24 protein-coding genes, 6 tRNA genes and 5 pseudogenes are annotated in these 26310 nt (G+C 60.0%); 10 read left to right on the top strand and 25 right to left on the bottom strand.

Going from position 1 to position 26310, the window contains the following annotated elements; genetic code table 11:
- Positions 1 to 141: 141 nt before the first annotated feature.
- The 4 genes from AAHM87_RS00410 to AAHM87_RS00395 all read right to left on the bottom strand — a co-directional run bounded on the left by AAHM87_RS00410 (position 142) and on the right by AAHM87_RS00395 (position 3174).
- Complete coding sequence (locus AAHM87_RS00410; RefSeq protein WP_457913244.1) at positions 142 to 1374, bottom strand: aspartate kinase; 1233 nt, start codon at positions 1372 to 1374, stop codon at positions 142 to 144.
- Positions 1375 to 1461: 87 nt separating this feature from the next.
- Positions 1462 to 2865, bottom strand: a complete 1404-nt coding sequence (locus AAHM87_RS00405) for a hypothetical protein (RefSeq protein WP_457913230.1) — start codon at positions 2863 to 2865, stop codon at positions 1462 to 1464.
- A gap of 160 nt (positions 2866 to 3025) precedes the next feature.
- Positions 3026 to 3097 (bottom strand) — tRNA-Ala (locus tag AAHM87_RS00400).
- A 5-nt stretch (positions 3098 to 3102) separates the two neighbouring features.
- A tRNA-Lys gene (locus AAHM87_RS00395) sits at positions 3103 to 3174 on the bottom strand.
- Here AAHM87_RS00395 and AAHM87_RS00390 point away from each other — a divergent pair.
- The 8 genes and pseudogenes from AAHM87_RS00390 (at position 3169) to AAHM87_RS00355 (ending at position 7074) form a co-directional block, all read left to right on the top strand.
- Entirely contained in the window at positions 3169 to 4032 is an 864-nt protein-coding gene (locus AAHM87_RS00390) for a chorismate-binding protein (RefSeq protein WP_457913229.1), read from the top strand. The two genes, AAHM87_RS00395 and AAHM87_RS00390, sit on opposite strands and share 6 nt — an antisense overlap.
- Positions 4033 to 4035: 3 nt before the next feature.
- A pseudogene (locus AAHM87_RS00385) lies at positions 4036 to 4415 on the top strand (glutamine amidotransferase-related protein).
- On the top strand, positions 4345 to 4608 hold the full coding sequence (locus AAHM87_RS00380; protein ID WP_457913228.1) for a glutamine amidotransferase-related protein: 264 nt from the start codon (positions 4345 to 4347) through the stop codon (positions 4606 to 4608). The pseudogene AAHM87_RS00385 and the gene AAHM87_RS00380 overlap by 71 nt, the downstream one beginning before the upstream one ends.
- A 40-nt stretch (positions 4609 to 4648) precedes the next feature.
- The gene (locus AAHM87_RS00375) at positions 4649 to 5275 is read left to right on the top strand and encodes a hypothetical protein (protein ID WP_457913227.1); all 627 of its coding nucleotides are present in this window, start codon (positions 4649 to 4651) and stop codon (positions 5273 to 5275) included.
- Between the two features lie 1080 nt (positions 5276 to 6355).
- Positions 6356 to 6427: transfer RNA gene (locus AAHM87_RS00370), tRNA-Met, on the top strand.
- 11 nt (positions 6428 to 6438) lie between these two features.
- Positions 6439 to 6666, top strand: coding sequence for a bL28 family ribosomal protein (locus AAHM87_RS00365; protein ID WP_457913226.1), 228 nt, complete (start codon positions 6439 to 6441; stop codon positions 6664 to 6666).
- The gene (rpmG, locus tag AAHM87_RS00360) at positions 6659 to 6823 is read left to right on the top strand and encodes a 50S ribosomal protein L33 (protein WP_457913225.1); all 165 of its coding nucleotides are present in this window, start codon (positions 6659 to 6661) and stop codon (positions 6821 to 6823) included. Before AAHM87_RS00365 ends, rpmG begins: the two co-directional genes overlap by 8 nt.
- Before the next feature lie 44 nt (positions 6824 to 6867).
- Positions 6868 to 7074: a cold-shock protein gene (locus tag AAHM87_RS00355; protein WP_457913224.1), complete on the top strand. Its 207-nt coding sequence runs from the start codon at positions 6868 to 6870 to the stop codon at positions 7072 to 7074.
- Positions 7075 to 7087: 13 nt separating this feature from the next.
- On the opposite strand, the gene dapA is transcribed toward AAHM87_RS00355, so the two are convergent.
- Positions 7088 to 7984 (bottom strand): 4-hydroxy-tetrahydrodipicolinate synthase, encoded by an 897-nt coding sequence (gene dapA / locus AAHM87_RS00350; RefSeq protein ID WP_457913223.1) that lies wholly within the window; start codon positions 7982 to 7984, stop codon positions 7088 to 7090.
- A gap of 914 nt (positions 7985 to 8898) precedes the next feature.
- Between dapA and AAHM87_RS00345 the strand changes: the two are divergent.
- Positions 8899 to 9032: pseudogene (locus tag AAHM87_RS00345) on the top strand (peptide chain release factor-like protein); the annotation flags it as partial.
- 512 nt (positions 9033 to 9544) lie between these two features.
- On the opposite strand, the gene AAHM87_RS00340 reads toward AAHM87_RS00345, so the two are convergent.
- The 11 genes and pseudogenes from AAHM87_RS00340 to AAHM87_RS00290 all read right to left on the bottom strand — a co-directional run.
- Positions 9545 to 9838, bottom strand: a complete 294-nt coding sequence (locus tag AAHM87_RS00340; protein WP_457913222.1) for a 2Fe-2S iron-sulfur cluster-binding protein — start codon at positions 9836 to 9838, stop codon at positions 9545 to 9547.
- 840 nt (positions 9839 to 10678) lie between these two features.
- Positions 10679 to 11050 (bottom strand): iron-sulfur cluster assembly scaffold protein, encoded by a 372-nt coding sequence (locus AAHM87_RS00335; protein ID WP_457913221.1) that lies wholly within the window; start codon positions 11048 to 11050, stop codon positions 10679 to 10681.
- Positions 11051 to 11060: 10 nt separating this feature from the next.
- Positions 11061 to 12215, bottom strand: a complete 1155-nt coding sequence (locus tag AAHM87_RS00330; RefSeq protein WP_457913220.1) for a cysteine desulfurase family protein — start codon at positions 12213 to 12215, stop codon at positions 11061 to 11063.
- Positions 12216 to 14394: 2179 nt separating this feature from the next.
- Positions 14395 to 14472: pseudogene (locus AAHM87_RS00325) on the bottom strand (hypothetical protein); the annotation flags it as partial.
- Between the two features lie 263 nt (positions 14473 to 14735).
- Positions 14736 to 14809: transfer RNA gene (locus AAHM87_RS00320), tRNA-Met, on the bottom strand.
- 265 nt (positions 14810 to 15074) lie between these two features.
- Entirely contained in the window at positions 15075 to 15800 is a 726-nt protein-coding gene (locus AAHM87_RS00315) for an ATP phosphoribosyltransferase regulatory subunit (protein WP_457913219.1), read from the bottom strand.
- A gap of 92 nt (positions 15801 to 15892) precedes the next feature.
- A complete protein-coding gene (locus tag AAHM87_RS00310; RefSeq protein ID WP_457913218.1) occupies positions 15893 to 17101 on the bottom strand; it encodes a GTPase in 1209 nt (402 codons plus the stop codon).
- A 384-nt stretch (positions 17102 to 17485) separates the two neighbouring features.
- On the bottom strand, positions 17486 to 18034 hold the full coding sequence (locus AAHM87_RS00305) for a hypothetical protein (protein ID WP_457913217.1): 549 nt from the start codon (positions 18032 to 18034) through the stop codon (positions 17486 to 17488).
- Between the two features lie 341 nt (positions 18035 to 18375).
- Positions 18376 to 18603 (bottom strand): annotated as a pseudogene (locus AAHM87_RS00300) (nucleoside-diphosphate kinase); the annotation flags it as partial.
- 126 nt (positions 18604 to 18729) lie between these two features.
- Positions 18730 to 19803, bottom strand: coding sequence for a DNA polymerase III subunit gamma/tau (dnaX, locus tag AAHM87_RS00295; protein WP_457913216.1), 1074 nt, complete (start codon positions 19801 to 19803; stop codon positions 18730 to 18732).
- Between the two features lie 34 nt (positions 19804 to 19837).
- Positions 19838 to 20128 (bottom strand): annotated as a pseudogene (locus tag AAHM87_RS00290) (single-stranded DNA-binding protein); the annotation flags it as partial.
- Positions 20129 to 20280: 152 nt separating this feature from the next.
- On the opposite strand from AAHM87_RS00290, the gene AAHM87_RS00285 reads away from it, so the two are divergent.
- A tRNA-Lys gene (locus tag AAHM87_RS00285) sits at positions 20281 to 20352 on the top strand.
- On the opposite strand, the gene AAHM87_RS00280 is transcribed toward AAHM87_RS00285, so the two are convergent.
- The 9 genes from AAHM87_RS00280 to AAHM87_RS00240 form a co-directional block, all read right to left on the bottom strand.
- Positions 20353 to 20424, bottom strand: a tRNA-Tyr gene (locus AAHM87_RS00280).
- Between the two features lie 355 nt (positions 20425 to 20779).
- On the bottom strand, positions 20780 to 21334 hold the full coding sequence (locus AAHM87_RS00275; RefSeq protein ID WP_457913215.1) for a phosphoribosyl-AMP cyclohydrolase: 555 nt from the start codon (positions 21332 to 21334) through the stop codon (positions 20780 to 20782).
- Positions 21335 to 21422: 88 nt separating this feature from the next.
- Complete coding sequence (locus AAHM87_RS00270; RefSeq protein ID WP_457913214.1) at positions 21423 to 22175, bottom strand: HisA/HisF-related TIM barrel protein; 753 nt, start codon at positions 22173 to 22175, stop codon at positions 21423 to 21425.
- Positions 22176 to 22180: 5 nt separating this feature from the next.
- Positions 22181 to 22915, bottom strand: a complete 735-nt coding sequence (locus tag AAHM87_RS00265) for a HisA/HisF-related TIM barrel protein (RefSeq protein ID WP_457913243.1) — start codon at positions 22913 to 22915, stop codon at positions 22181 to 22183.
- A complete protein-coding gene (gene hisH / locus AAHM87_RS00260; RefSeq protein ID WP_457913213.1) occupies positions 22903 to 23514 on the bottom strand; it encodes an imidazole glycerol phosphate synthase subunit HisH in 612 nt (203 codons plus the stop codon). Before hisH ends, AAHM87_RS00265 begins: the two co-directional genes overlap by 13 nt.
- Positions 23495 to 24088: an imidazoleglycerol-phosphate dehydratase gene (locus tag AAHM87_RS00255; RefSeq protein ID WP_457913212.1), complete on the bottom strand. Its 594-nt coding sequence runs from the start codon at positions 24086 to 24088 to the stop codon at positions 23495 to 23497. Before AAHM87_RS00255 ends, hisH begins: the two co-directional genes overlap by 20 nt.
- Positions 24089 to 24132: 44 nt before the next feature.
- The gene (gene hisG / locus AAHM87_RS00250) at positions 24133 to 24702 is read right to left on the bottom strand and encodes an ATP phosphoribosyltransferase (protein ID WP_457913242.1); all 570 of its coding nucleotides are present in this window, start codon (positions 24700 to 24702) and stop codon (positions 24133 to 24135) included.
- Between the two features lie 37 nt (positions 24703 to 24739).
- On the bottom strand, positions 24740 to 25720 hold the full coding sequence (locus tag AAHM87_RS00245; protein WP_457913211.1) for a 3-dehydroquinate synthase: 981 nt from the start codon (positions 25718 to 25720) through the stop codon (positions 24740 to 24742).
- Positions 25721 to 25836: 116 nt separating this feature from the next.
- The gene (locus AAHM87_RS00240) at positions 25837 to 26292 is read right to left on the bottom strand and encodes a shikimate kinase (RefSeq protein ID WP_457913210.1); all 456 of its coding nucleotides are present in this window, start codon (positions 26290 to 26292) and stop codon (positions 25837 to 25839) included.
- Between the last annotated feature and the right edge of the window lie 18 nt (positions 26293 to 26310).

Genomic DNA, 26310 nt, shown 5'->3' with positions numbered 1-26310 from the left:
CCTGTTTACACCGTGAAATGGTGTCGTCCTGACCGCTAGACGAAGTAGACTACGGCATGCCGTAGCAGGACTGCCATGCGAGACGGTGGGATTCGAACCCACACCTGGTCATGGGTACTACTATAGCCAAGTAGCGCCGAGTCAGCGAGGTGCACGTCTCCAGTCTCCGTGCAGGCAGGCAAGGTGCATACGGCCAACAGCACAGCGCAGGTCCCTCTCTTTTAGGCAGAGCGAGAGACGGATTTCTGACGTCGCAATGGCATGGGCGCGGCGGAGCATGGGGAGGGCTATGCTGCATGCAACCTGGGCGTAGCGTATGCCCAGGCCCACAGTGGAAACGTCGCACGACGCCGCGTCGCACTGGGACCTGCGTAGCCTGGTGCAGCAACGGAGATGGCACAGGGCGCCCTCAAGCCCCGGTGCGGCAGCGGCTGGCGACGTCATAGCTGCGCGCACGCCTCGCGCGCCGGAGTGCAGGCACGAAAGCAGCTCAATCTTCTCACCACCCAATGCGCCAAGCGTTAGGATGACGTCGCCACCCCCCGATGTGCGCAAGTAAACGTATGCTCTGCACCTCCTGTAGGATACACTGGTGACCTGCGGCCTGTCCATGGGCATAAGCCTGCCGAGGTTGAAGAAAACGCTCGTGCGTAACTTTTCGTTATTGCATGTGCCGGACGAGCTAGACAGCACGGACATGCCAACTGCGCTCCGTCCCTGCAATGTAAGCGATCTGTCATGCACTACCCTGGAGCCAAACCCAGCAAGTTCGCACATCTCTTCATAGGATATTCTAAGGATGACACGCGCGCTTGGTACTAGCCTGGGGTCTCCTGTGCACACTCCATCTACGTCAGTGTAAATCAAGCACGGCGACCGCAGAACGCTGGACAGGGCGGCTGCGGTTGTGTCAGAACCTCCCCTGCCTAGCGTAGACGAGCATCCGAGCGCGTTTACGCCCTGGAAACCAGCAACCATAGTTGCAGCTGACGCTCTGAGCACGGTGTAAATGCGTCTTGCGCGCACTGATGATATTAGTGAGCGCGTATGGGCGCCATTGGTTACGATGGGGACTTGCCACCCAGTTAGCGCAGCATTGCTCACGCCACGCTCCCATAGCGCGGCGGACAGGAGACCAATGGTTACCTGCTCACCAGTGCACACAACTGCATCAGCAGCAATAGGCTCAGGCTCGCGCACCGTTCGCTTGAGCGCATTAACTAGCCTGTTGGTTTCGCCAGACATTGCCGATGCTACGACAACAGCCTTACGCCTAGACAGCTGGCGCCGTTGGGCTGCAGAGGCTATCCTTGCCAGCCTCGACGCACCGGCAACGGACGTGCCGCCGAACTTGCGCACCACAATGCCATGCATTGGCATGCCCTCACGCCATACGCCTGCGCATAGTACCAATGGCTGTGTGCCTGCTAGGAGCTCTATCGCCAAGCCATGCCATGAGTGCTAGGCTCTGCGCATTCGCGTCGATCCTCCGTAGCGCGTGCCGTCTGCATGTCCCCCTCCCGCCATTGCGGTATGTCTCAGCATGTCGGCGTAGAAGTAGGCTCCGCTTGCCCGGCAGCCACAGCGGCGCAGGATTATTATGCCCATGCCGATACGTCTAGCGAGCCTGGCGTTGCCAATTGCTTGGGTGCTTGCGCCGCAGTAGCAACCTAGGCCCATTGCAGCCGTTATCGCAGCAATCTGAAGTCTATCTCTGATGCCGCAGCACGACCGTTGCATTAGGCCAATGGCGTTCACCGTAGCACGCTGCGAGTTGAGGTCGTTGGACATGCATTCCCTCAGCAATGCTGCCCGCTCATCGGTCCAATCGGCTGCGTATGGCGTCAGAATTGGGTAAGGGAAGCCTACCCCCATGCGCTCTAACGCACGTAGGGCTAGCCTCATGCAGCCAGGTCCGCAGCTTGCCTGCGCCCTGTAGTGCGTTAGCAGAAGGCACAGGCGCACAGCGTACGCTCCTGCGTTCCCATAGCGTACGTAACACCCTGTTGCGTTCGAGCGCGAGCCCGACATCTTGCGCCCTCCAAGCATTACGTGGCCGTTGTGAACCCAGAGCGTGCCGCCGATGTAGCAGCCAAGGCATCTGGCCTGCGCTGCGCTGTTCTCATGGTGCGGGTACTTGAGATCTTGCCCCCCACCTTGCACGTCGGCACATCCGCCGAATATGCCGCCACACATTGCTACGCACTCTGTGTGCCATCCGGGCCTACCTGACCCATAGGGAGCATGCCACAGAGGCGGAGCCATACCACTACGTCTCTGCCATAGCGCGAAGTCTGAATCTGTATGGTGGGTGCCTATGGTGCGTGATGACAACCCTAGGGCCTCGCCATAGCCCGGGCACCTGGCTGACCTGAAGTCCAAACCGCCAGTATAGGACAGTCGTGCGTGCTTGCGCTTTACTAGCTGCCTTGCAGAGAAGAGCATAGGCTCCATGAACCGAGAGGCAATAGGCTCGAAGTCAGCCCTAGCTACGTTAAGCCAGCCAATGAAGCGACTGTGTGTGCAAGCTATGCACGAAGCGCGCTGAAGCAAGAAGCGTGCATCAGGGCGGCGCATGGTGCGTAGGGCGTAAACATCGGTCACATTCCTGGCGTGAATGTAGTGTATCCCAGCCTCGGCAGCCCAGCGCTTAGCCATATCGAACAGTGCAAGCATGCGGCAGTGCCCGAGGTGGCACTGCCCTCGTGCTGTCATGCCACAAGTGTATAAGCTGGCGAAACCGCGCGTACGACCTGCCAGCTGAGCTATGCGCTTTGCCGCAGTGTCGTGGATGCATATTATGGCGCCTTGGCGCCATGCATCAGCCCCAGCGTACCAGGACTTTGTAGCATAGTATGTGGGCATGCGTAGTATGCTAGTGTCGCACGGCGGATGTCGTTGCAGGCACCATGCGCAAATCATGGGCACCTGCTGCGCCGCATGGTGCGGAGAGAGGGGTACTCCCGATAGATCTATACACGACCTCCAATAGTGCGACTTAGACCTCTCATCCATCTCTCCACACTGGAGGTAGTTGGGATCGAACCGACGGCACTCTGCGTGCAAAGCAGACGCTCTGCCACTGAGCTATACCCCCTACGTTGGCCTGGTTGGGGTCGAAACAACCGTTGGTCGATTAAAAGTCGACTGCTCTTACCGCTGAGCTACATGCCCGGCAATGGCCATGATTCAAGCACATCCGAGCTGGACAGAGAAGACTGTACACCAATGGTCGGGTGTCGCTGCACTAATACCCGCACGCTCTACGGAAGGGCCATGGTACGCGCAGCGCCTGCTCGCACTGTAGGCATCGGCAGACTGTGCGCAGCTATTGGCTCTGTGCTAGGCAAACACGTAAGCGCCCGCAGCCATGCCCCGGTGCTCGAACGCTGTGGCAGGGGCACGAAGCTACGTACGCCAAAACTGTGCACATCCTCTTCCTATGGGGACACGGGGCGCGCTGTTTGCAGGTGGGCTGGCAGGCTAGGGCTACGCACTAGGGCCGCTACGCAAGCTCACCGCGCTGCAGCTGGGGCGCTTGGCATCCTGGGGCACGATGCCATGTGGGACGACGGTGCCTATGCAGGATGCAACCACCCGCATGCAGACCACCCAGGCGTGCCTGATGCAAGCCTTGCTCTCTTGTCTAGGGCGCACGTCAACCATGTTGTAAGCTGCGTGAGGCGCACGGCAATGCGACTGTCTATTGCACCAACGCTCGCGTCTACTTTCCCGGCTTGGACAGTAGTTGGCGCTCCTCGATCTGCTGCGTTGCGCGTTACGCGCAGGGCGGAGGGCGTTAGGCGCTGCGTATATGGCTGCGCAGCAGGCCTAGTGACGTCGCGCTGCGCCGAGCTATCACTTGCCATCAGGTTGCCAATAGTCAATGGGCTACGAGTGTATGCACAGGCAGCTGCGGGCATAGTATCCGGCTCCGTTCCAGAGAGCGAGCTAAGAGAGGTGTGCAACAAGCTTACCATGGCGCTCTTGCCATGCACAGAGCTCTGCTGCTATGCAGTAGGCGCATCGTAGGCAATGGTCGTACTTATAGATGCACGGGACTCATTCACGAGCAATATAGCAGCCTGCGTTGCCGCAACCGGTTGCCCTGTGATTACCGTAGGGCTATGCGATGCAACGCAGGACAGGGTGCTTGCACTGCGCCCAGGCCTCGTGTGCATGTCACCAGGACCGGCTCACCTGGTGACTATGCGAACCTTGGTAGACTGTTCGCATCACTGCAAGGCGTTGTGCCTCTTATGGGCGTGTGCCTAGGCCACCAGGTTGTGTGCTCAGTTCTTGGAGGCAGAGTGTCGACCGCAGGTACTCGGTACATGGTAGGCCATGCAGCGTTTTTCCACGACGGTGCGGGCCTGCTCTACGGTGTGCCGCAAGGCTTCATGGCGGCACGGTAAACTCCCTAACAGTACGGCGCTATCCTGCACATGGCATGAGGGTATGCGCATGGAACGCATTGGCGAGGTCATGGCAGTTAGGCATGCTAGCCTGCCAACGCAGTGCGTGCAGTTTCACCCAGAGTCCGAGTTCACGCAGTACAGGGGCGCCATTTTTGCCAACATGGTCAGCCCAGCTCTCGTTTCGACGTGAGCAGCAGCGTTAGCTCCCGCTATGCGTGCATGGACCATCTATGCACGCCATTGGTTACAGCAAGCTAGCGTTGCTTGTGCACGTTTCCCCACAGTACTCGCGGCAGGCTATGGCGCGACCGCTGCATGCCTGCGGCCTATCTGATGGGCTACTTAGGGCTGCGCGTATCCTTAGATATATAGGACCGAGCAGGGATGGAGCACACATTCGCGCCCCGTCGATTGACGCTGTAGGCACTGGGGGCGGAAGGGCGCGGCGACTGAACGAGTCAACGCTAGCTTCAGTGGCAATTGCTTCAATGGGAGCCCTTGCTGCTAAGCACGGGGGCGATGGCGTAACGCGTAGGCATGGTAGTGCTAACGCAATGGGGCTGCTGGGCTATGCACCAACGGACTGCACGTACGCCTTGCGGCTCATTGAGGCGGGGTGTGGATTCATGCTATCACGCGCAGCTCTGCCGCACGCCTACAGGACGGCGCGCCTTAGGAGAAAAGCTCGCCGGCCTGGCCTTGTTAGCTCAGCTGCACCACTAACCTGGGGTTCCAGGGTTGCCGCAACGGTGCTTGGCACGTATAGCCTTGGGCTTATGCGGAGCATGGCTGCAGTGTCAGCACGGTCTGGATGTGCTAGCACGCTGTGCTTGCATGGAGCCGGCGCGGTTGACTAGGTGTCGGTACATGGTGGGACGCGAATTGTGCACATGTTCTCTGGAGCAGTGCGTGGACGCACATATCCCAGGCTCCTTGGGTTGGGCAGAGGCATGCCGTGGCGAGCAGTTCCCATCCGGCACGTCGATGCCCAGCTTACCATACTGTGCGGGGCTGAACATCCGGCTATGCTGCACGTTTGCAGTGCAGTGCGCGGTCTTGCTGAGGCATGCTTGGTAAACTCGTCCTATAGAAAAATGCATGCGGATAGCGCAGCTATCAAGGCGCTGCGCGATGGGTGGCGTACAGGGTTGCCACAGAGTTCGCAAGGGCGCCTTGAGCAACACGCACGACACCTCTCTACTGCACAGAGCGGAGCACGCACTGGCATGGCCGCTGCTTTGCTAGATTTATAATGCGCATTGCAGCAGGTTGTGCAGACGTAGTGTCGTAGGTGAAGCTGGTAAGCAAGCGCGGCGGTTATAGGGTGTGTCGCGCTGGCTTAGGCTTAAGAGGGCAGATGCGTCCTTACGGAGCATAGGCTATTCGGCGGGCATGGCAGCCTGGCAGGTCGATTGGGCGCATGGTCGGAGCGCCCATCCTTAGGAATGATGGCTAGGGCAGACGCCGGTGCTGCTAATCGCATCAATGCACGGTATCAACAATATACGCTCGGTGCGAGCCTGCCAACGCAGTGCTGGGGTTGCTGTACGAGGTGCACGCCCATGCCGACGTTGCCAAGATTGCACCGCGGGCTCCGAGCGTCGTTGGCATAAACAGCAGAGATCGGCGCACGTTCCTTTCTGACTTCCGTGCAGCCTCAGACGAAATGTAACGTCTATCAAAGGCTTGTGCGTGGTGGTGGAGTCTGGTATATGCGAAGAGCGCGCGCATTGTTGCACGGCGCCTGGTGCTATTGGAGCCGCTTAGTTGGTGGTCGCTGTCGGGCAGTCCATTCGCACGCTTTCCAGGCAGCAACCATGCGTTGGGTGGACACTGTAGCGCTGGCAGAGCACGCCACGCATAGCGTGCGGACCAGGATGGATGGGCATCGGCGTGCTTATGGGGTAGCGCTGGAGCGTCGGCGCACAGCAACGCATGGCGAGTTGGCTCAGAGGCAGAGCGGCGGGGTCATAATCCGCAGGCCCTGGGTTCGATACCCAGACTCGCCACAGCGCCAGCTATGCGTCAGCACACTACGATGACACTGCACTGCGCCATCGCACACAAGGTACACATGCTAGGAAACAGGGTCTCGCACGCTCAGAACAAGGCACGTAGGCGCTTCATGGTCAACTCACATCGTAGGAGGATCTGGTGCGCTATAAGCCGTAGGTTGATCAGGGCCAGGCTATCCGGCGCTGGATTAAGGACGTACATCAAGGCAGGCATGTCGCTAGTTCATGTCTAGGCCAAGCAGCGCTGTCATAAGGCTAATCTCCAGCGCCGGAACAGGTCACTTCTACTCAACTAGGAGTAGGAGGTCACGGCAGGGTAGGCTTATGGTGTTGCGGTTCGATCCAAAGATAAGAAAGCACACCTGGTATACCGAGAAGAAGGAAAGATAGGCACACGGCAACGCTGCGCAACCAAATTACACGGGCTACACTATATGGCCACAGGCACAGTCAAGTGGTTCAACGACGCTAAAGGTTTTGGATTCATAACACCAGATGAAGGCGGTGAGGACCTGTTCGCACACTTCTCGGCCATTAACGTTCAGGGGTTCAAGACACTCAAGGAGGGACAGAAGGTGTCGTTCGACGTTATACAGGGACCAAAGGGCAAGCAGGCGTCAAACATCCAGTCAAGTGAGTAGCAGACTTGGGGATTCATCGCCATCCCCAACGCTGCATGCTCTGCGCCCTGCGTGCCATGCTGCACAGCTCTATGCCTAGGGTGCATGGCAGCCAAGTGAGCGGCGGCCTAATGCCGCGCCTTAACAGGCCTGCCTCGTGCAGCGAATGCTTGATTGGCATGGGGTTTGCGTGCGCAAACATGCTTTTTCGCAACGAGTCTAGCACGAACGCATCATCGCTCGGCGCCCCGGAAGAGCCGTTTTCGTGCCAGCGCACGCATAGCGCTGGCGCTAGGTTGGAGGCAACAGACACAACGCCATGTGCTCCAAGACGCACGGCCCCCTGGGACGTCATGTCGTCGCCGCTATACACCTTGAACCCATGCCTTACGCCATGCATTCGAAGCATCCTGTACATTGAGAGCATGCTCTGCTCTGTGTCCTTGACGCCAACAATCCCCGGCACTTGCGACAAACGGGCAGTGGTGTACGGATGCAGCTTTACACCAACCCTAGACGGCACGTTGTACAGGACCAGATCCATGTCTACCGCCTCGGCAATTGCTCTGAAGTGACGGTAGAGGCCATCCTGCGTGGGCTTGTTGTAGTACGGCACGACTTGCAGGGCAACATCAGCGCCAACATCCCTCGCATGCCGCGTAAGCTCAATGGCCTCGTTGGTTGAGTTGCTGCCCGCTCCGGCAATGATGCATGCTCTGCCCCGTGCTATCTGCACTGCCTCCCCAACCAGCGCAATGTGCTCGCCATGGCATAGGGTTGAAACCTCGCCTGTGGTTCCAGCGACGACAAGGCCCCTCACGCCTAATTCTATCTGCCACGACACAAGCTCCCGGAACGTTTCGATATCGATGGCGCCATCCTCCATCATAGGCGTTACTATTGCCGTTATTACCCCGTGCACTAGCTGCATGGCTGAAGTCCTTGGGTTACAGTGCGACTGCTGCAACGTGCCTGCGCTGGCCTCAGCTACCATTGCCGCATGGGCTACCCTACCGCAACCTGTGCATGGTTTGCACACGCAGAACATTACGCGGGGCGCGCATCCAGCATGTCATGCAGCGTCGTTCTGGCATGGCGCTACGCCCGTCGATGTAATGACCGCTGCGCTAGGTATGCTCACGTGCAGGCTACGCCAAGGCAGCCGACTGGCAGCCCAGGGTATACGTGCTATGCTACGGACTTAGTACAACCCCGTGTTAACACCACCATGCTGACATGACGCAACCTATCTGCCTGCAGGTGTGCACGTAAAGACGCATGCACCATAGGCGCACAGCGCCGCGGCAGCATGGTCGCCCCGTAGCGCATCGCGCGGACGCAAGGCCAAGCGTCCAGGCACATGCGCGCGAGTACCACTACCTGCGAGCACTGCTAGCAGCACTGCGGTGCTCGGACGGGACCATAACGGGCACGTCCGTTCGGGTGGTGCGGCTAGCATGCTCCATGGGCGAGGCGCAATGCGAAGGCGGTGAGGTGCCGTTCACCTGTGCGCCCCCCGAGTACTTCCTGTGGTGCCACGGTCATGCCGTGCGCCGGTTGGCTCGATGCGTGCGACGGAAGCAGAGTACGCGCGTTATGCTGCCCGGAGTGGATGGAGGGTGGACGTCGTAGAGAGGGCGACGGGTGCGTAGGCACAATGTGCGCAACCTTGCATGTGGCGCCACATGCTACCTCCGGCTTGAGTCAGGCTGCAACCCGATGATCAGAAGGTCCCTACAGCTCAGCCAACCTTAGGCAGACTACCATGGCGCACGCATCGAGCCAACACCAGAGCAACTGTCGTCGTTGTATAGACCTAGCCGACGGGTGAATAGACACCTTCCGTCCTCGGGGGCCTACGGGCAGCATGTGAACAAGACTGACTCTGCTGTCAGGGCAACGCCCTACCTGGATTGTAGTGCAGTGCCAGAGTGATAGGTCACAGCACAGGAACAAGGAGGCTGCACGGAAGGTCCTACGGCACATGGTCAACGCTGACGAATCGAGCAGACACGCGCTCGCCGCAGCACAGCTCATAGGCGACGAGCGCTAAGCCCAAGCAGCTGCGTTAGGCACCGTAAGGACTCGGCTCTGCGCACTAGCGCAGCATCGCAGGCAGTTCTATCTTGCGAACTTGACGTATTCATAGTGCCAAGACTCATGGGCGCAGCCCATGCCGCTGGTGCGCAATGCGCCATTTGCCCCTCAGTAGCTAAAAAGCCTCAATCGCAGCACGGTCCCTCCATGCCATCGCATACTCCTCTACGCTCTACGCCTACTGCCTTTGCGACTACCTAAGTCAGCCGGCATTGGTATATCTTCGTGTCAGCACATGACTATAAGCGCTCCTGCTACAACTGTGCACAGGGCAATGCATAAGCTTCTACTGCAACGCACGCGCAGATTCCCATAAACACAGTGCAGCTATAGCAAGGAGTGCTGCAACAGCAACAGCACTATTGCTGTATACAACGACCGCACCTTTCTGGCGCTACACTGCATCAACAACTACCAAGCCAGCGCAGCAGCGGACATGGCACTGGCACGCTAGCCTCAGAGCACGAGCGCAACCAAGCAGCCTATTCTCAACGGAGGAGCGTGGAGTTAGTGCCACAGAACCGTGCCTTATCGACACCCTGCAGGTAGCGCATCCACCCTGCATCTCGCACTGTTGACGCAGAAGAACGCCGCACACAGCCAGAGTGCTGCATATGGACCCCCCATTAGAGAAAGCGCACCACCCGAACGGGCACAGTCCTATATCTGGCAGGAGCAGGGTGTGCATGGCATAGACTGGCATACACACAGTCAGCTATCGATTATGGTGCAGTGCACCGCACTGGCTGATAAACCGACTACAATGTATAGCAAAGCTGAGAGCATGCATAGCCAATGAGCTGTGTTGGCATGTAAGCCGCTTAGCGTCGGATGCAGCAACGGTCAATGCTGTTGAATGTGCCTGCACGTCATGGTAACCCGCGCGGTTAGAGGAGCGGGTGCGGATGGCAGGACACTGCCAAGCCCAAGATATTGGCGTAGGCTGCCTCAGCAGCTCCAGCCGTCCCAGGGGGTCTCCAGTGCAGCGCTGCAGTATGACAGCATGGCTCCCTAGGCGCCACCACCCTGCAAGCGAACGTGCTGCGCGCGAATTGGAAGGTAGTCTGCGCTAGATGCAAGGGCATCTAAAGCTGGCGCGCATTCCAGGCGAGCAAGCTGCATCGGCATGGGCACACCGCCCGCATGCTCATGCCTTTGCACGCGCAGCCTAAGCTATAACAGCTGCGCGTATGCTTTGTAGCATCCTCACCCGCCTCCCCAGCACCCTATGCGCAGAACGACCTGCCACAACCACATATGCCATAGCGCGCGCTTGCCTGCACCTCAAGGCAGCCGGCGCTACGTCCAGTGACTATAACGGTAAGCTGTGGCGGTGGAACAGCAGCGCTGTTGCGTACCGCTGCGACCATGCCATGCGATATGCACAGAACGTCATATCTGCACACAGAGCCATCAGTAGCTAGTAGGCACAGCATGCCACTACACCCGCCCGGTGCAATGTGCGCGCCAACCAGCCGCCCAGCGCCAAGCGAGTCGCCTATGAGCTGTGCTGCGCCGTGCGTTAGGCCTAACCTCCACATTGCTTGGCGTTCTTGCTCCTATAGTCCGCCACCGCTGCCCTTAGTGCCTCCTCTGCAAGTATTGAGCAGTGGATTTTCACTGGAGGCAGTCCTAGCTCGTGGGCTATCGCGCTGTTCCTGACCTCGAGCGCCTCTGCCAGTGGCCTTCCCTCTATCCACCGCGCAACCAGTGAACTCGCTGCTCGAGCTGAGCCGCAGCCGTACGTCTGGAACCTCACCTCATCCACCATGCCGTGCCTTATGCGAACCTGCAGCCTCATTACGTCGCCACATGCCTCCGAGCCTGCCACCCCAGTTCCGACATCACTTGCGTGCTCAGGGAGCGACCCTACATTCCTACGGTCGTTGCAGTAACGCATGACCCTCTTGCTATACACGCCAATCACCTAGGTAGGTAGGTGACAAAGTCCTAAGCTCCATGACTCTCTTCCTTACGGCCTCTATGGTGTACTCTACCTCGGACGCGCTGGTGAACCTACCGATCGCGAATCTGAGTGAGCTATGCACGCCCCACGTCCTGCCCATGGCGCTCAGGGTGCGGGAGGGGCTAAGGGAGCTAGAGGTGCATGCAGACCCAGTAGACACGGACACGTTGCGCATAGACATTATGAGCGACTCGCCCTCTACTCCTCCGAAGCTGGCATTCACGACGTGAGGTACCCTGCGCCTAGCGCTACCGTTCAGCCTGGTTGCACCTAGTGTCAGCACACCGCCAACTAGCCTCGTAGACATTACCCGTGCCATGTTGTTGTCCGCAGCGCCGCAAAGGGCCACCATCCTTAACGCCTCGCCCATGCCAACGAGCTGGTGGGTGGGCAACGTACCAGCTCGGATGCCGCCCTGCTGCCCGCCTCCATGCATCTGAGGCCTGATGTAAGACAGGTACTCACCTGAAACATACAGCACGCCTACCCCTTTCGGGCCGTAGCACTTATGTGCTGACAGGGACACTGTTGATGCGCCCAGCGCATCCACCCTGCACCGCAGCCTTCCAATTGCCTGTACGGCGTCTATGTGCAGCGCAACGCCATTCGACCTGCACAGCCTAGACACGCGCACGACATCCTGCAACACCCCCGTCTCATGATTGGCGAGCGACATGCACACAAGGACGGTGCTAGTTCGCACAGCCCTAAGGATCGCGCCGCAGTCAATTACGCCTCGCCTGTCAACGCCAACACTGGACGTTACGTAGCCCTCGGACTCCATGAACTCAAGGACGCTCAGAGTAGACTCATGCTCTGCCTCTGATGCAACGATGTGCCTGCCCTTGCTCGTGTGCGCTTGGGCTATGCCCTTTATGGCCAGGTTGTTCGACTCAGTTGCTCCGGAGGTCCAAATGACCCCATGCACATCGGCTGCGAGGAAGGTGCCAACCAGCCTGCACGCAGACTCAACAGCGCCACGAGCAAGCAATCCGTGCGAGTGCGAATCAGAGGAAGGGTTGCCGTACACCTCAGACAGCGCAGGCAGCATCCTTGCCACCACGGTCGGGTCCACTGGCGTAGACGCACCGTGGTCCATATATACTGGCAGCCTCACTGCACTGCGCCAGCTCGCAAGTGCCAATGCGCTGGCGAGCACAGCATTTCGGCCAGCTCAGCTCCTAGCGCCACCGAACTGGTAAGTAGCTCAGCCCACGACCCAACGACACCACACCACACTATCCGGCCAGTGCACGCATAGAACACCAGCACAGTGGCAGGCTGCACCAGCACGCAGAGAAGCTCCGCGCATACCCACGCCGATATGTGCTCGTAGCCTGGCTGAGTGCACAGCAGCGCAGTGCTGACTGCCCGCCAGCCCAGCCCATTGCTGCCAGGGGCTAGCCTTGCACCCATTGGCGTTCCTCTCAGCTCAGCCCACCAAATTATAAGCGCGCGGGCGTCAATATATTCCGACACCGCCTGGCCTGAGCAGAGTGCAACTAGCCATGGCCTCATGCTCAGTGGCAGCCTATATCCATGCGACCGGGCAGCCCTTTGCGCTAACGCCAGGTCGTCTCGCCTTGCAGCCCTCGGACCAGCGCACTGCGCTGCTCGTGCACAGCAGTCGACGCAGGAGCTACGCCATCCGATGTATGCAGTTCCGGCAGCACGATCAGGACGCACCACCGGGCCTGATGCAGCCAGGGCGCGCAGCATTGATGCCGTAGCATTGCGCTCAGGCGCAGAGCGGTGCGATATTGCAGCTCTTGCGATCCTGCGGGCGTGAGCACCTAGGGCTCCATTGCCTGCGGGCAATGGCAGAGCAGAGCTCCAGCAATGCTTTCGTAATGCTGCACGCCAACGAGCAGGGAGGCTGGCCACCTCTGCAAGCACGTAGACCTCGGCAACCGAGCACCCATCCAGTGCCAGGCAGCACGGGACTTCTATGGTCTTATTGTCAGACTCCAGCGAAACAAGCTGCTTGCCATTTGCCAGCAGCGTGCCCACATGCACCCTGGAAACTGCGATGCTACCCCCAAGCCCTCGCTGCTGGATCCTTACCACAAAGCGCGCGCAGGCCTTATTGCTACAGCCGCGCTTGACATCCGACATAAGCAATGCAACGCGGTTCATGAAGCGCAGAGCGTAAGCGCTAGTGATGTTAGCGACATGGGCAGCATGACCCTCGGCACTAACCAGCAGTGCCCCCAGGCTAGCGCCAGGCCTAGGGTGCAGGACTCTGGCGCATTGAGCAGCGAAGTGAAGAACCCACAACCGACGCGGCAGCAGGAGCCGCGTGACGCAGGCAGGTGCCAGGCCTGGGTGCCCTGCTGATCGTTGCCACATCCAGCGCTATGCGCAGTATGCCTTTTATCATGCGCTAGCCGTACCACCGGCACGACTAGCAAGTGCCCTGCATACACGACGAACCCCAAGCTAGGATCCACAGCACCATGCGCGTCAGAGGCTAGCAGTGACGCTGCGAGCCCGAATGCAGCAATGGATAGCGCTACTGCCTTTATCACTATGCACAGCATGCTGAGCCTTGCATCGCAACCTGTCCATGCAGAGTTCACCCTGGCCCTAAACCTCTCAGCCCACGGTTACATCAGCAACAGCAGGCGTACCGCGCCCACTGGCAAGCCTGCTGCCCATCCTCAGCCTCGCAGCACGGCGCGGCGCGGTACGCCTGCTGTTCCGTAAGTACCCACACCATATCGCTCAGCGCACCCCGGCACAGGGCGTGAGTTGGCATACTTCGCGCCCGCTCCCTAGCAGGCGTGGCGCGGAGTGACATCACGCGCCTGGCGAGTACCTTGGCTTCATTGCACCGTAGTCGCTGCGCGCACGCCGGGCCGTCGCCACTCTGCACCTGCTGCCGTTGCCGAATAAGCCTGCGCGGACCTCTGAGCGCCCGTACCAGGTCCGTACAGCCGAGCATTGCGTGCATGGCAGGCCTGGCCTTAAAGGCTGGTGTAGTCTGCTGCTGGGCTGGCGCCTTAGCTCAGATGCTCGCCTGGCGTGGCGCAAGGCGCTCCATCGCACAGCAGCTAGGTTAAGCTGGTCGAGCTAAGGCGCCAGCCCTTACCACCCACGCAGCGCAACCACTGGCCGGATCTAACCAGATCCACAGTCTCCTCGCAGCTCCCCTGGCGAACCGTGCTGTATGGGGCGGGTGTTGAGCCGGGCGACGTAGCAGAAAAGCGTCCTTACTGCGGCAGGCCTAGGCAGCTGGGGTGGGCCAGAGGCAACTCGCAGCATAGCGTTGTCCTGCCTTACGTACCGCCAATGATAAACCCCCTATTGCGCATGTCGCCTGAGGCCCATATGATGTCTCCTACCCTCTGAAATACGAACCTTGAGTATGATTAACGGCAGCGTTATGCGGTCGTTATATGGAGGACGCTTAACCTCCTGCAATCCAGCTGCACATCCAGCCTGAAGTGCTTATGCCAGCCTGGATGATACGACCCGATAAGAACTGCCTGTAGGCCAGTAGGAACAATACCCCTGCCCCAGCGCGCCGAGGCAGATGCCTGCCAGCCACGGTTTCCTAACTAGTGGCATCCTGGCCTCGACGGCGCTCCGGTGTCACAAAGACGCAAGTGCCGCAATGTAGCGGGAGTAGGATTTGAACCCACGGCCTCCGGGTTATGAGCCCGGTGAGCTTCCTAGCTGCTCTATCCCGCACAGCAATGCTGCACCTAAGGCAGTGCGCAGCCATAGTCTCTGGATGCTGCTGCAGTATGGCTGAGCCTGCAGGTTTACGATCATCTGGGCCGGCTGTGCTGCTGCGGAGCAACATGCAGCGCGCCCTCCCGTCCTACACGATTCGTTGGTGTGGCCCGCTGCTCTGCCGCTGAGCAAGGACGGCTGCGCTGGGGGGGCGGAGCGTGGCTCAGCCGGGCAGCGCTTCTGATTTGGTATCATAAGGCAGTAGGTTCAAATACTACTGCTACGATGGGGTGTGGGTGCATCGGAGGTCAAGGGGCAGGGAAAGGCCTATTGCACCGACAGACAGCCTACCATCGCAGGCAGCATAGCTCCCACCCTGTACCATTGGCGCTGCACTCTTGCCGCAGTACGCACGCAGCACCAGGCTTCCATGCCTGAAGAAGCCTGCATCCTGCGTATAGTCCACCAGAATGCGACCCTGCAGCGCGCGTACTGCAATGCGTGCGATGAAGCACAGCACCGGCGCGCAGGGCCAATCTGCAGCTTGCGCCGCCATGTTCGCCATACGCAGCACCTCGAAACGGCCAACGAGGGGGGTTGCATACATGTCGCGGTATGTTGATGCAAGCCAAGGCAGGGCGGTAGCGCAGCGCCGGTGCGCAATGCTGCCCAGGTCCTGCGTAAGGAAGGCCCTCCATGCGGCTAGGCTGCCTCCGAGCGCATTAACCAGCGTGCACGCAACTTCTGGTGCGCTAATGCTGAGCGCGGGGTTTCGTACGCCGCACAGCGCCATGACGTCTGCTGCAACCTGCACTGCCTCCGAAGCATCGGACATGCCGCGCGCCTTCAGCAGCTCTATGCCCAGCTGCCTCGCCATCCTCCGGCGACCATCGTGGTGCGCTATGCGGACGGGCGTCATGTAGTATTGACGCCTGCATGGTGCACCAATGTAGGGTTGCGGCACCTGCAGGAAGGCCACTTGCGAGGATAGGTAGGCCTCTGCCATGCCGCCCGCAGTGCAGCCAGCAAGGCGGGGTCGTACCAACAGGTACCCCATGCTTGAAAGATATGCCGAAACCATGGCTGCAGCGCTCCGTGCTATGCCCGTGCCAGTGTGCAACGATCCTCCCTGATATCTAGGAGAGCAACGTGCGAACACCCTGGCAGAGCGTCCTGTGCAGCTGCCCTAATGCACCCTGCCCTGCGCCGCATAGTGCCTGCGTTGCGGCACGTTATTATGAGCCTCAGCGGTATGCTGCCGCCCTGCCTTACGCACCCAGCCCTTCCTTTGATCCCCTCGGACCTTAGGCGCAAGTTGATCGCCGCACGCAGGCTCTCCAGAGATTGCCGAGATAGCCTGCGTGCCTTGCACGCTACTCCGTGCAAGGCACGCACCAGTGCTCCGGCCTTTGTGCGCAAAGCAGTGCTTCTTCGCTGCGCTGCTGCCCTGGCACCGACGCCATGGGAGCAAACAACAACGGGCTTCCTCCGCCTCCTCGAGTATCCGAGCACTAGGGCGTCCTGGGGATGTAGCCTGCTCGGGTTGCCTATTACGAGAAGCACCACGTCGCACGACGCTATGGCCCGAAGCATTGCCAGAAGAGGCAGCCTGTGCGTGCCTGCGCCGTGCGCCCATGCTGCAACACATGGTACTTCCTGGAGCAAGCAAGTGTGCTTGCCTACCATGACGTGCAAAGCCCTGCACCATAGACCCTCGCTGCGCGCCGGTACGGCGCCCGCAAGTGCTGACAGTAGGGCTGCCTTGCCTGATTCGCACCTGCCCGCAACTGCTACGCGCACGTCGCACAGCAGCATCTTGGCATGCCGTGCCTGGCAGCATGGGTTCAGGCACCGTGACAGTGAGATCAGTACCGCAATCATGAGCTCACGCACCCCAGTGTTATGGGTGCACGACGTGTAGAACACACCATGCGCAGGAAGTGCAGCTGGCCTGCTAACGCGGCGCCCGGGGTCAGACTTGTTCACTGCAGCGTACAGCACCCGCCCCTCTCTTATCGCACGCCTTGCCACTGCTGCATCCTCTGCGGATACACCTACTGAAGCATCCAGCACCATTATGGCTGCATGGTAATCTAAGGCAGCGCACGCACTGTGGCTGACTGCACCGTACCCTTCAGTGTCTACGACATTGTAAGCACCGAAGGCCCTCCTGTACAGCCTACCAGCTCCGTACCTACTGCATGCCGTGGTGCCTGGTATGTGGCTAACCGGTGTGCAGTCGCCATGCGTTACCAGGTTGAACAGCGACGACTTGCCGACGTTGGGTGCACCAACGATGGATATCACTGGTATCACTGCTAGTGCTGCGACGGTGCATGTGGCACACTGGGTAACAAACGTATGCTGCTACGCCGACAGGACCCACTCAGCACCGTGCGCGCAACCAGTACGTCCCATCGACGCGCCGTGCTCCTGTGTACACAGCCAACGAGGGCGGCTTGCCGGCTACGTTTCCTAGCTGCGCTACTGCTACGCTGCTAAGTCAGCTCCCATGAAGCACCAGCATACTGCGGTGAAAGATGCGCTGGCGCCATCGCTGCAACAGGTGAGCTGACTTATGCCGCAGCGCCCTCGTATCTTAGGGCTCTGCTGGCCAAGCCCATCGAAGCCTGGGCAGTTAGGTTCCTTCTATGGCACTGAGCTGCCGCTACCCGGGACGGCGCTAGGCTGTCATGCCCTTAGCTGCCCGCACGCCGCCCGCACGTCCCGGCCGCGCGGAATCCTGGGAACTATGGCAGAGTGCCCTTGCACTGCAGCTAGGGCGAACCCTGCGGTACACCTGCTGCGCGGCGGAGAGTACACCCCACCGCCAATGCTGTTCATAGGGATAAGGTTTACCATGCACGCGAGCCGTGCCAGGAAGCGAGCCATGCCATTTGCCTGGCTCAGCCTGTCGCTAATGTCCCGAACCAGGCAGCTCTCGATGGTGACCCTGCCAGCTCCGCCGACCCTCAGGTAGTAGAAGCAGGAATCAACCATGGACAGCACCGCAGCGCTAGAGAAGCATGGCACTAAAAGCCGCCTTGCAAGGCCGTCGTGCAGGTGTAGCGAGAGCGCAATGGATACTGGCAGGTCCCGGCACAGCCTGTAAAGCGCAGGCGTAATGCCAGACGTCGATGCGGTTATATCCTTTGCCGATCGAACCCCGTGCAGCCCGCACGCTGTGACTACAGCCATGGCCCTAACCATGGCGCCGTAGTTCAGCATTGGCTCACCCATCCCCATCAGCACGATGCAGCCATAAGTTACGCCATTGCGCAGAGCCGGGCTCAGCATGCTGGTTGCCCTCAGAGCCTGACCTGCTATCTCCGACCCGTGCAGGCTCTGCGCGCAAGACCTCCTGCCGGTTGCGCAGAACCTGCACCTAACTGCGCATCCTACCTGCGTCGATGCGCAGAGCGTTAGTGAGCGCGACCATTCCATTGGCATTAGTACGCTCTCTAGGCAAAGGCCCCTACTCGTTGTGCAGGATGCCTTAAGCGTCCCATCAGTAGACAGCCGCTTACACGACACGCAGGGCGCAATGCGCACGCCAACGTAACCCATAAGACAGCGCAACGTCACAGCAGCGCCAGCACAACGCTCAGCGAGCGATACGCAGCGGCTGTGCTGTCAGAGCTGTGTATGGCGTTTGCCTCTGCGCTTGTACTGAAGCGCCTACGAATGGAACAAGCGGCTGCTTCACACGGCCTAGTGCTGCCGATAAGCTCCCTATGCCTGCGCACTAGTCGTGCCGCACAGGACCTTACAACCACAAGACCAGACGTCATGAACACCTTCAGTCGGTCGAAGAATGGCCGGCAGGCGCATCATCCTCAGTGCCTGCATTGCATGCACTGCGCGCACCAGCCCCCTTCCTACAGCGTTGGCTTTATGATGAACACCGTGAAGCTCTAACATTCCACGCGCAGTGTTCATGCTGCCAGTGCACGTAGCGCCACCATGCTTAGGCCTATGTGTTCGCTGCAAGAGAACCTCAACTCTCTCTTCCCGAACAGTAGTGTCCTGTACATTGCCTGCACCCAGCGCTCGCCGACTGTGCGAGTGACGCGCGACGCAGCCCTGAGGTCAGAGCTATGGGGCGGGGTTAGGCCAGGCGAGCACTGGAGCCGCGCAGCTTCGTTGAGCGACCGCATCATCAGGTCTAGTAGGATGGATGGGCTGGAGCACTGCTCGATGGCTGCGTGCAGCGCAGCCTGTACACCCACTGCATCGAGACAGGCGATTGCCTCGATCATGCGTAGCGCCAGGCATGCCTCTGAGCCACACATAGCGGCGCGTGTCACTCGCCCACGCTCCATCGCAGCAGCGCCTTCTGCTATGGCTAGTGCATCCCTCGCACTGCCGCAAGAGGCTTCGGCAATCGACCCAAGAGCAGAGCTCCTGAACGGCACGCCATGAGAGCGAAGAACCCTGCGCAACAGACGGCACAGGGCCTCAGTGGTCAAGGGCGACAGTCGTAGCGCCAGGGACCTTGATAGCACTGTGTGTGGTATCTTGGCGGCATTTGTGGTGCATAGCATGAACTTCACATGCGCCGGCGGTTCCTCTAGCGTCTTGAGCATCGAGGACAGGGCGTGCGATGTAAGCATGTGCGCCTCGTCTACGGCATATATCCTATGGCGCGATGCTACGGGAGCGTATGCACTACAGGATAGCAGTGCGCCCATCTGGTCGACCCCACGGTTTGTGGCTGCGTCAACCTCAACGTAGTCCACACTCCTACCCTCTTCTACGTCTTGGCATGGGGGGCATGAGTGGCATGGGGCTGTTGTTACGCCGCGCGTACAGTTCAGGCACTTGGACAGGATGCGTGACAGGCTCGTCTTACCTGTGCCCCTCGGCCCAATGAAGCAGTACACGCTCTGTGCGCAGCCGGCATGTATACTAGCCCGTAGTGTGCGCAGTGCGCTATCCTGCCCCACAATGTCGTCGAAGCAGAGTGGCCTAAGCCTTGCTGCTAGGGTGCAGAGCGCCGGTCTGCCCATCGTGCCTAGCTTGCTGCAAATGGTCAGCAAGGCGTTAGCATGGCTTTGCGGTGCTAGAACCTAGGTATTGCTGTATCCTTGCCATGCTCTGCAGACCGGCGCTCTGCACGCGCACTGAGCCATAGGAGCGCCCTCCGCCCAGAACCCTAAGGACTGAGCCCTGCATGTCTGCTGTGGTGTACCTGTCCCTGCCCCTCCATCGCCTAGTCCTTATCCTACCCTCCACGTCCTCGCCTGAGCATGCTCTGCACGATTCAGCAAGCCTGCCGAAGAGTACCACGTTGTGCCACTCCGTCTCCTCCTTTAGCTCCCCCGTGCTCCTGTCCTTGTGCCTTCTCGGACGTTGCTTCCCTTATGTTCGACACCACAGTTCCCTTGTCCAGGTCCGGTGCATAGGATCCAAGCCCAGGTTTCCTATTAGAGTGGCCTTGTTTATGACGAGGACATTCCGCCGATCATTGGTGCCATTGCGTGCATGGAGCGTTAGCTCAGCGGCAGAGCGGCGGATTCTTAATCCGCGCGCCGAGTGTTCGAATCACTCACGCTCCATGCCTACTGTAGGGGTCGAACCTACGCCCTGTTATTTACACTCTAACCGCTCTACCTATGAGCTAAGTCGGCATGCTCCGCTCGCAAGGCTACCCCGGCGCTGCGCTGGGCACCAGCACGGCGCTCTGGCTGGTACGCAGCGCCGTGCAGCAGGAGCCCACACCCTGTCTCCAGTGCGAAAGCTGCAACCATGCTGCTGTAGACTATGCGCAAGTGCCTAGCATCCCCAGAGAACGTTGCAACGAAGGTAGCCGCATCCCAGTGCAGCGTTAGATTCATTACGGCGCGCTGGCCTAGGCTTACCACCATGCAGCCACCCGGCGCGCGGCTAACCAGGTAACTGCGGAACACCAGGCACGGCGTACTGCAGTTGTCGTAGCACCACAGGCACACAGCGCATAGCGCCATGGCCTGTGCTGGCATGCCCCTAAACACAGACCCTAGAGCACCTCTCCCTCACCCCAGGAATGCCTGCACGTGAGGCAAGCTCTGCACTCATTGCATGCGGGTGAACCCCGCGCGCCATTAGTACCACTAGTGCATGGTAGCATACGTCAGCAGCCTCCTTGACTGCAAGGATGGGCGGGGCTGATGGGTTCGCAGCTGCAGATAGCTCCGCAAGCTCCTCGTGCAGCTTCCTAAGTGCACCATGCCCGCCAATACGTACCAGCCCTGCCGTATGGGACGTGCAGCATGGCGCAAGGGCTACTCCCCTCAGCACGCTTCCTGTGCAAAGATGATAGGGGCAGCCAAGCAGCCCGTTGTAGCAGCAGAACGACCCCATGTGGCACGATGCGGAGCTTGCGTGCACCATGAGCAGCATGGAGTCACGGTCACAGTCCATGCGCACTGAGGCTGCATGGTGCACCTGCCCAGAGCCGGCGCCCTTGCGCCATGCTGCACCCGATGCGCGCGCAGTGTATACGGCACGCCCTGTGGTAAGGCACCCAACCAGCGCGTCGCGGTTCAGAGCTGCGTGCATGATGACCGTGCCAGTGTTGGCATCCTGCACCACTGCCGACACCACGGCGCCATGCCATCTTACTGCTGCCCACCAGCAGTAACCTGAGCTACTCATTGAGGGCGTACGACCTGATGTATGCCCTCAGGGCATCAGCGCGCACGGTCCCTTCATGGAGCGCGCTGGCAAGCAGTACGCCAGCTGGCGTAGCGAGGCCGGCTGCATCCAGGCAGTCTCTAGCCCCACCAGCGCCTCCTGATATGACGAGGGGAGCATGCGTTCTACCGGCAACGCAGCTCGCTAGTGGCACATCGAACCCTGTACGCGTGCCATCCCTGTCTATGCTAGTTAGCACCACCTCACCTGCACCACTGCTGGTTATTGCGCGCGACCAGTCCTGAGCACGGGCTCGCAGACCAATGCTGCCACCCCTGCATGCTGCGCTCCATGCCATGCTGGCCCTGTCCATTCGTGCGTCAACGCAGCCTACAAGGCACTGCGCTCCGTGCCTGGTTGCAAGCTTGGGCAGCAGACATAGCCCGCAAGCAAGGTGCGTGTTGACGCTGACCTTATCGGCCCCGGCCCCCATCATAGCCCGTACGCTGCTTGCCTGGCGTATGCCGCCGCCTATCGTTACGGGAACGCTGGCGTGCACGGATACTCCATGCGCGACGTGCATCATGTCGCTGGGGTGGCCAACCGTGGCGCCTATGTCCAGCGCAACCACCTCCTCTACGCCGCTGAGGATGTGGGCGTGGGCCGTGCGAACCGGTCCACCCATAACCCTCAGACCCACGAAGCGCACGCCCTTGACCACCCTGTTGTGCAGTACGTCAAGGCATGCAACTACCCGCGAATGCATGGTGTCTATCCCACCATGGCGCTGGCGCAGGGCGGCCAGTGCGGAACGTGCCCACTGTAAGCTGCGCTACCGCATATGAAACCTGATGCCAGTGAGCGCCCTGTGCAGAGCAGCTCTGCAAGCTCCTCAGCGCACGAAAGCCCCCCTCCGATGACTGCAGGCGTAGCCCCAGCATGAAAAGCGCCAGCATGTGCCATGATGCCCTGCATGGTGCCGTCCGACGTTGCGTCTGTCATTGCTGTGTGCACCTGGCCACCATGGTTCTGAAACAGGCAGGCGCGGCGGATGGGCACACCGCATCGCCTGAGCCAGCCGTGCGTAAGAGATGCGCCATGCCTTACGTCCTTAGCCAGAGCGATGCTTCCTGGGAACTCAGCGCAAGCAGACAGGAGGAACCACGGCCGCAGAACGGCAGCAGTACCTAGCACGACGTAAGCAGCTCCGCACCTAAGGTAGTGCTCGACTGCACTGATTGATCTCGCACCGCCGCCTACCTGAGCAGCGGAGCCTGTGGCAGACAAGCGCCGGCACAGCAGCCAGACTACGGCAGATCGCGTTGACCCCATTGCGCCATCGAGGTCTACGATGTGCACTCGGCGCGCGCGTTGTAGTGCAAGGCGCTCGGCCTCCCTGAACGCTGCGCGCACCAAGGTTGGCATGGTTGGAGAACCATTGAGCAGCCTTGCGCAATACCCGCGGCGCACGTCGATTGCCGGAACCAGGATCCCTATGGCTGCCATCTCAGGAAGTTGGCACATAAGGCCATGCCATCGCGCGAGCTCCTCTCTGGGTGAAACTGCGTTGCCACTATGTTATCTCTCACTACAACTGAGGGAAATGGCAGCCCACCATGTACTGCGACCGCAATGGTTCGACCACGCAGGCCAGGGCTGACGAAGTAGCTATGCGCGAAGTAGAACCGCGGACGTGCAGGCAGGCCGTCCATCACCCTATGCCGCTCGGTTAGCCGCACCGTGCGCCATCCGACGTGCGGCACCCTGGTGCAATGTGGTAGGGGAATGGCATAGCCATCCATAATACCAAGGCATGCCCCCATGCCTTCGTCCGTCCCCCTTGCCATCATTTGCAGGCCAAGGCAAACGCAAAGCGCAGGCTTTGTCCTAAGCGCGTGCATGACACTGGTGCGCAGGCCAGGCCGTGCTTGCATGTACGACAGGCATGCCAGCGTGCTGCCCTGTCCTGGGACTACTACCCTGTCCGCCGCGCGCACTACCATTGGGCAGTCCGTTACCACTACCGTGCCGCCTGACACGCGCCTGAATGCACGGTAAAGGGAGTGCACATTGCCTGCGCCTAGGCTAACTATTGCGACGTCCATCCTCGTTGTCGCTTGTCAGAAAGCCTTTAGTTGATGCTGCTCTGCTTGCATCCGCGCTTGTTGCTTGTCTCATCGCTCTCCCGAATGCCTTGAACACGGCTTCCGTTCTGTGGTGGCGCTCGAGGCCTCTTACCACGTCAATATGCAACGATGCTCCCACCGCACGAGAAACAGCGCGGAAGAACTCTACGACCAGGTTAGCGTTGAAGCTACACACGCTCCCAGCACTTCCAGCTCCGACGCACAGCGTTGGCCTGCCCGACAAATCAACAACTGCGCGCGCTAGAGCATCATCCAGCGGTGCGTAGAAGTGACCGTACCTGTTGGTGCGCGCCAGGTTGCACAGCAGCCGCGCAAGGGCTATACCGAAGGCTATGCCCACGTCCTCGACTACATGGTGCTTGTCTAGGAAGCAATCGCCCATTGCACTTGCTTGCATCATAAGTCCGCTATGGAAGGCCAACTGCTGGAGCAGGTGATCGAAGAAAGGAACGCCCGTGGCTATGCACTCACGGCGCCTGGCGCTCTGGGCCAGCGTCATGTGCACCTTCGTCTCACGTGACTGCCTGAACATCTCAGCTCCGAGCGTCAAGGAGCGCTGCAGAAGGCTGCGCTGTGCTAGAGGTAAGCAGTAGCCAGCCTCAGCATGTCAGTTACTACCCTCATTGCCCGGGCCCTAAGCCTGGCAATGCATGCGTTCAGCACTATGCGCGCAGTCACAGGCGCCATGCGCCTGACCTCCGACAACCCGTGGGCTGCCAGAGTGCTACCAGTGTCCACTATGTCTGCTACCACTTCCGCTGCTGCGAGGAGCGGAGCAGCCTCCATCCCACCTCGCAGCGCAACGTAAGCTACGCTCTCCCTGTAGCCTAGGAATACCCTGACTGCGTTAGGGTACTTAGTTGCGACCCTGAGCTTGCGTGGGTGCCATACTGCATTCTGCCTGCGTAGAGCTAGGGACAACCGGCATGAGGATATGCCTAAATCAACAGGCGAAGGCACACCGAGGCGCGACTCACGCACGACGTCTCCTCCAACCACGCCAGCGCAAACATACCCCCTCATGACAACCCCTACAATGTCATGGCAACGAAGCACCACCACTGCAACGCTGCGGGATGTTGTGCGCATAATGAGTGCCCTCCTCTGCATCCCAGTTTCAGAGCGCCTTACCCCCACGCCAAGCATGAGCAGCACATCCCCAGCCTGCTCAGATATCCGACCCTTAGGTAAGGCGATGGACAGCACCGGCCCATGCCCATAGCATTGCGTCGCGAGGGACCTCCAGCGCAACGCAATCGCCTATCCCTCTGAGCAGCACCACGCAGACTGATTCGCCCCGGTTCTTCTTATCAGCAGATAGAGCATCGGCTAGCCTAGCCGCATCAACCCCCAGCGGCCAGCGCACCGGCAGTCGCAGCGATGCAAGGATACGCACTATCTGAGCAGCATCAGCCCTAGGCAGCAGGCCCAGCCTGTGTGACGCCTTTGCCATTAGCACTATGCCCAGGCTAACTGCCTCCCCATGAAGCCAGTGCATATAGCTCAAGCCTGACTCAACTGCATGGCCAATGGTATGACCCAGGTTGAGGCAGGCGCGAGCGCCTGCTTCAACGTCATCACGCGCCGTAACGTAGGACTTCAGCTCGGCACAGCGCGTGACCATGCTAGCAACAGCAGGCGCTGCTCGTCTTGCCACGTCATGCGCATGCACAGCCAGCCAGCAGTAGAAGCCACGGTCGAGGCCCGCGGCAATCTTGGCAGCCTCAGCCAAACCAGCCCTCCACTGCCGCGATGGAAGTGCAGCCACCCTGCCCATCTGCGCTTCCATGTAGCGTGGTGGGTGTATGCAACCCACAGCGTTCTTGAAGTCCCCGGTGTTTATGCCCACCTTGCCGCCCATTGATGAATCAACGCAGGCAAGGAGCGTGGTGGGGTGCTGCACTATACTCACACCTCTCATGTAACACGCGGCGGCTAGCCCTGCGACATCACCCACGACTCCGCCGCCAAGCGATAGCACAACTGCATCGCGGCCCAGGCCCGCACGCAGCATTGCCCGTAGTATGAGCCTTAGGTAAAGAAATCCCTTGTAGCTCTCGCCAGTTCCAAGCACGACCCTAAGCCTACGACCTGCCATACCGTAAGCGCCGTACCGGCGCCTGCCCCAGGTTACCATAGCGCCTGCGTTGATGTCAGTGACCATTACCAGTCCAGCCCCAGGGCGCAGTTGCAGGCATGCTGGCTGCGACGACCCTGCGTGGTATGCCACCCAGGCAGTGCCACGGCCACTACGCACTGGCACGGCCCGCATAGCGTTCATCATGGCTGCACAGATAGCAGAAGGTTGCATGCTGCCTGGGGCGCAGTCAGCCCACCTCGCACCAATGATGCCGTTGTGCTAGATCTGTACATGGGGTCGCGCAGTGCGCGCAGCGACCTGTCGAACGCACGGTACAGCGGTCGCTCCCTGCACGATGCCCCGACGTTTCGAGCAATGTCGCCAGGGCTGCTATCGAGGTGCACGCCCAGCGCGTGCATAAGCCTGCACCTGCACTGCGACAGCGATACTATGCCACCTCCATGCGAGTTCACAGGGGCGAACTCGCATGCTCCAACCTGGAACTCCCACTTCCTGAACTGCCACTCTCCCACGTGCGCAAACACCAGCCATATGCGAACACCCAGGCATGCCTGCAGTGACAAGTCAGTGTCAGTGCGCTGCACTCGAAGCGCGCGCGATACAATGCAGCCTAGGGTTGTCTTACCAGCACCCATTGGTCCCACCAGCGCAAT

The sequence above is a fragment of the Candidatus Tremblayella endosymbiont of Pseudococcus viburni genome, from assembly GCF_964031255.1.
Note: the sequence above shows the minus strand (reverse complement) of the source record. Positions and strands in the feature narration are given on the sequence as shown.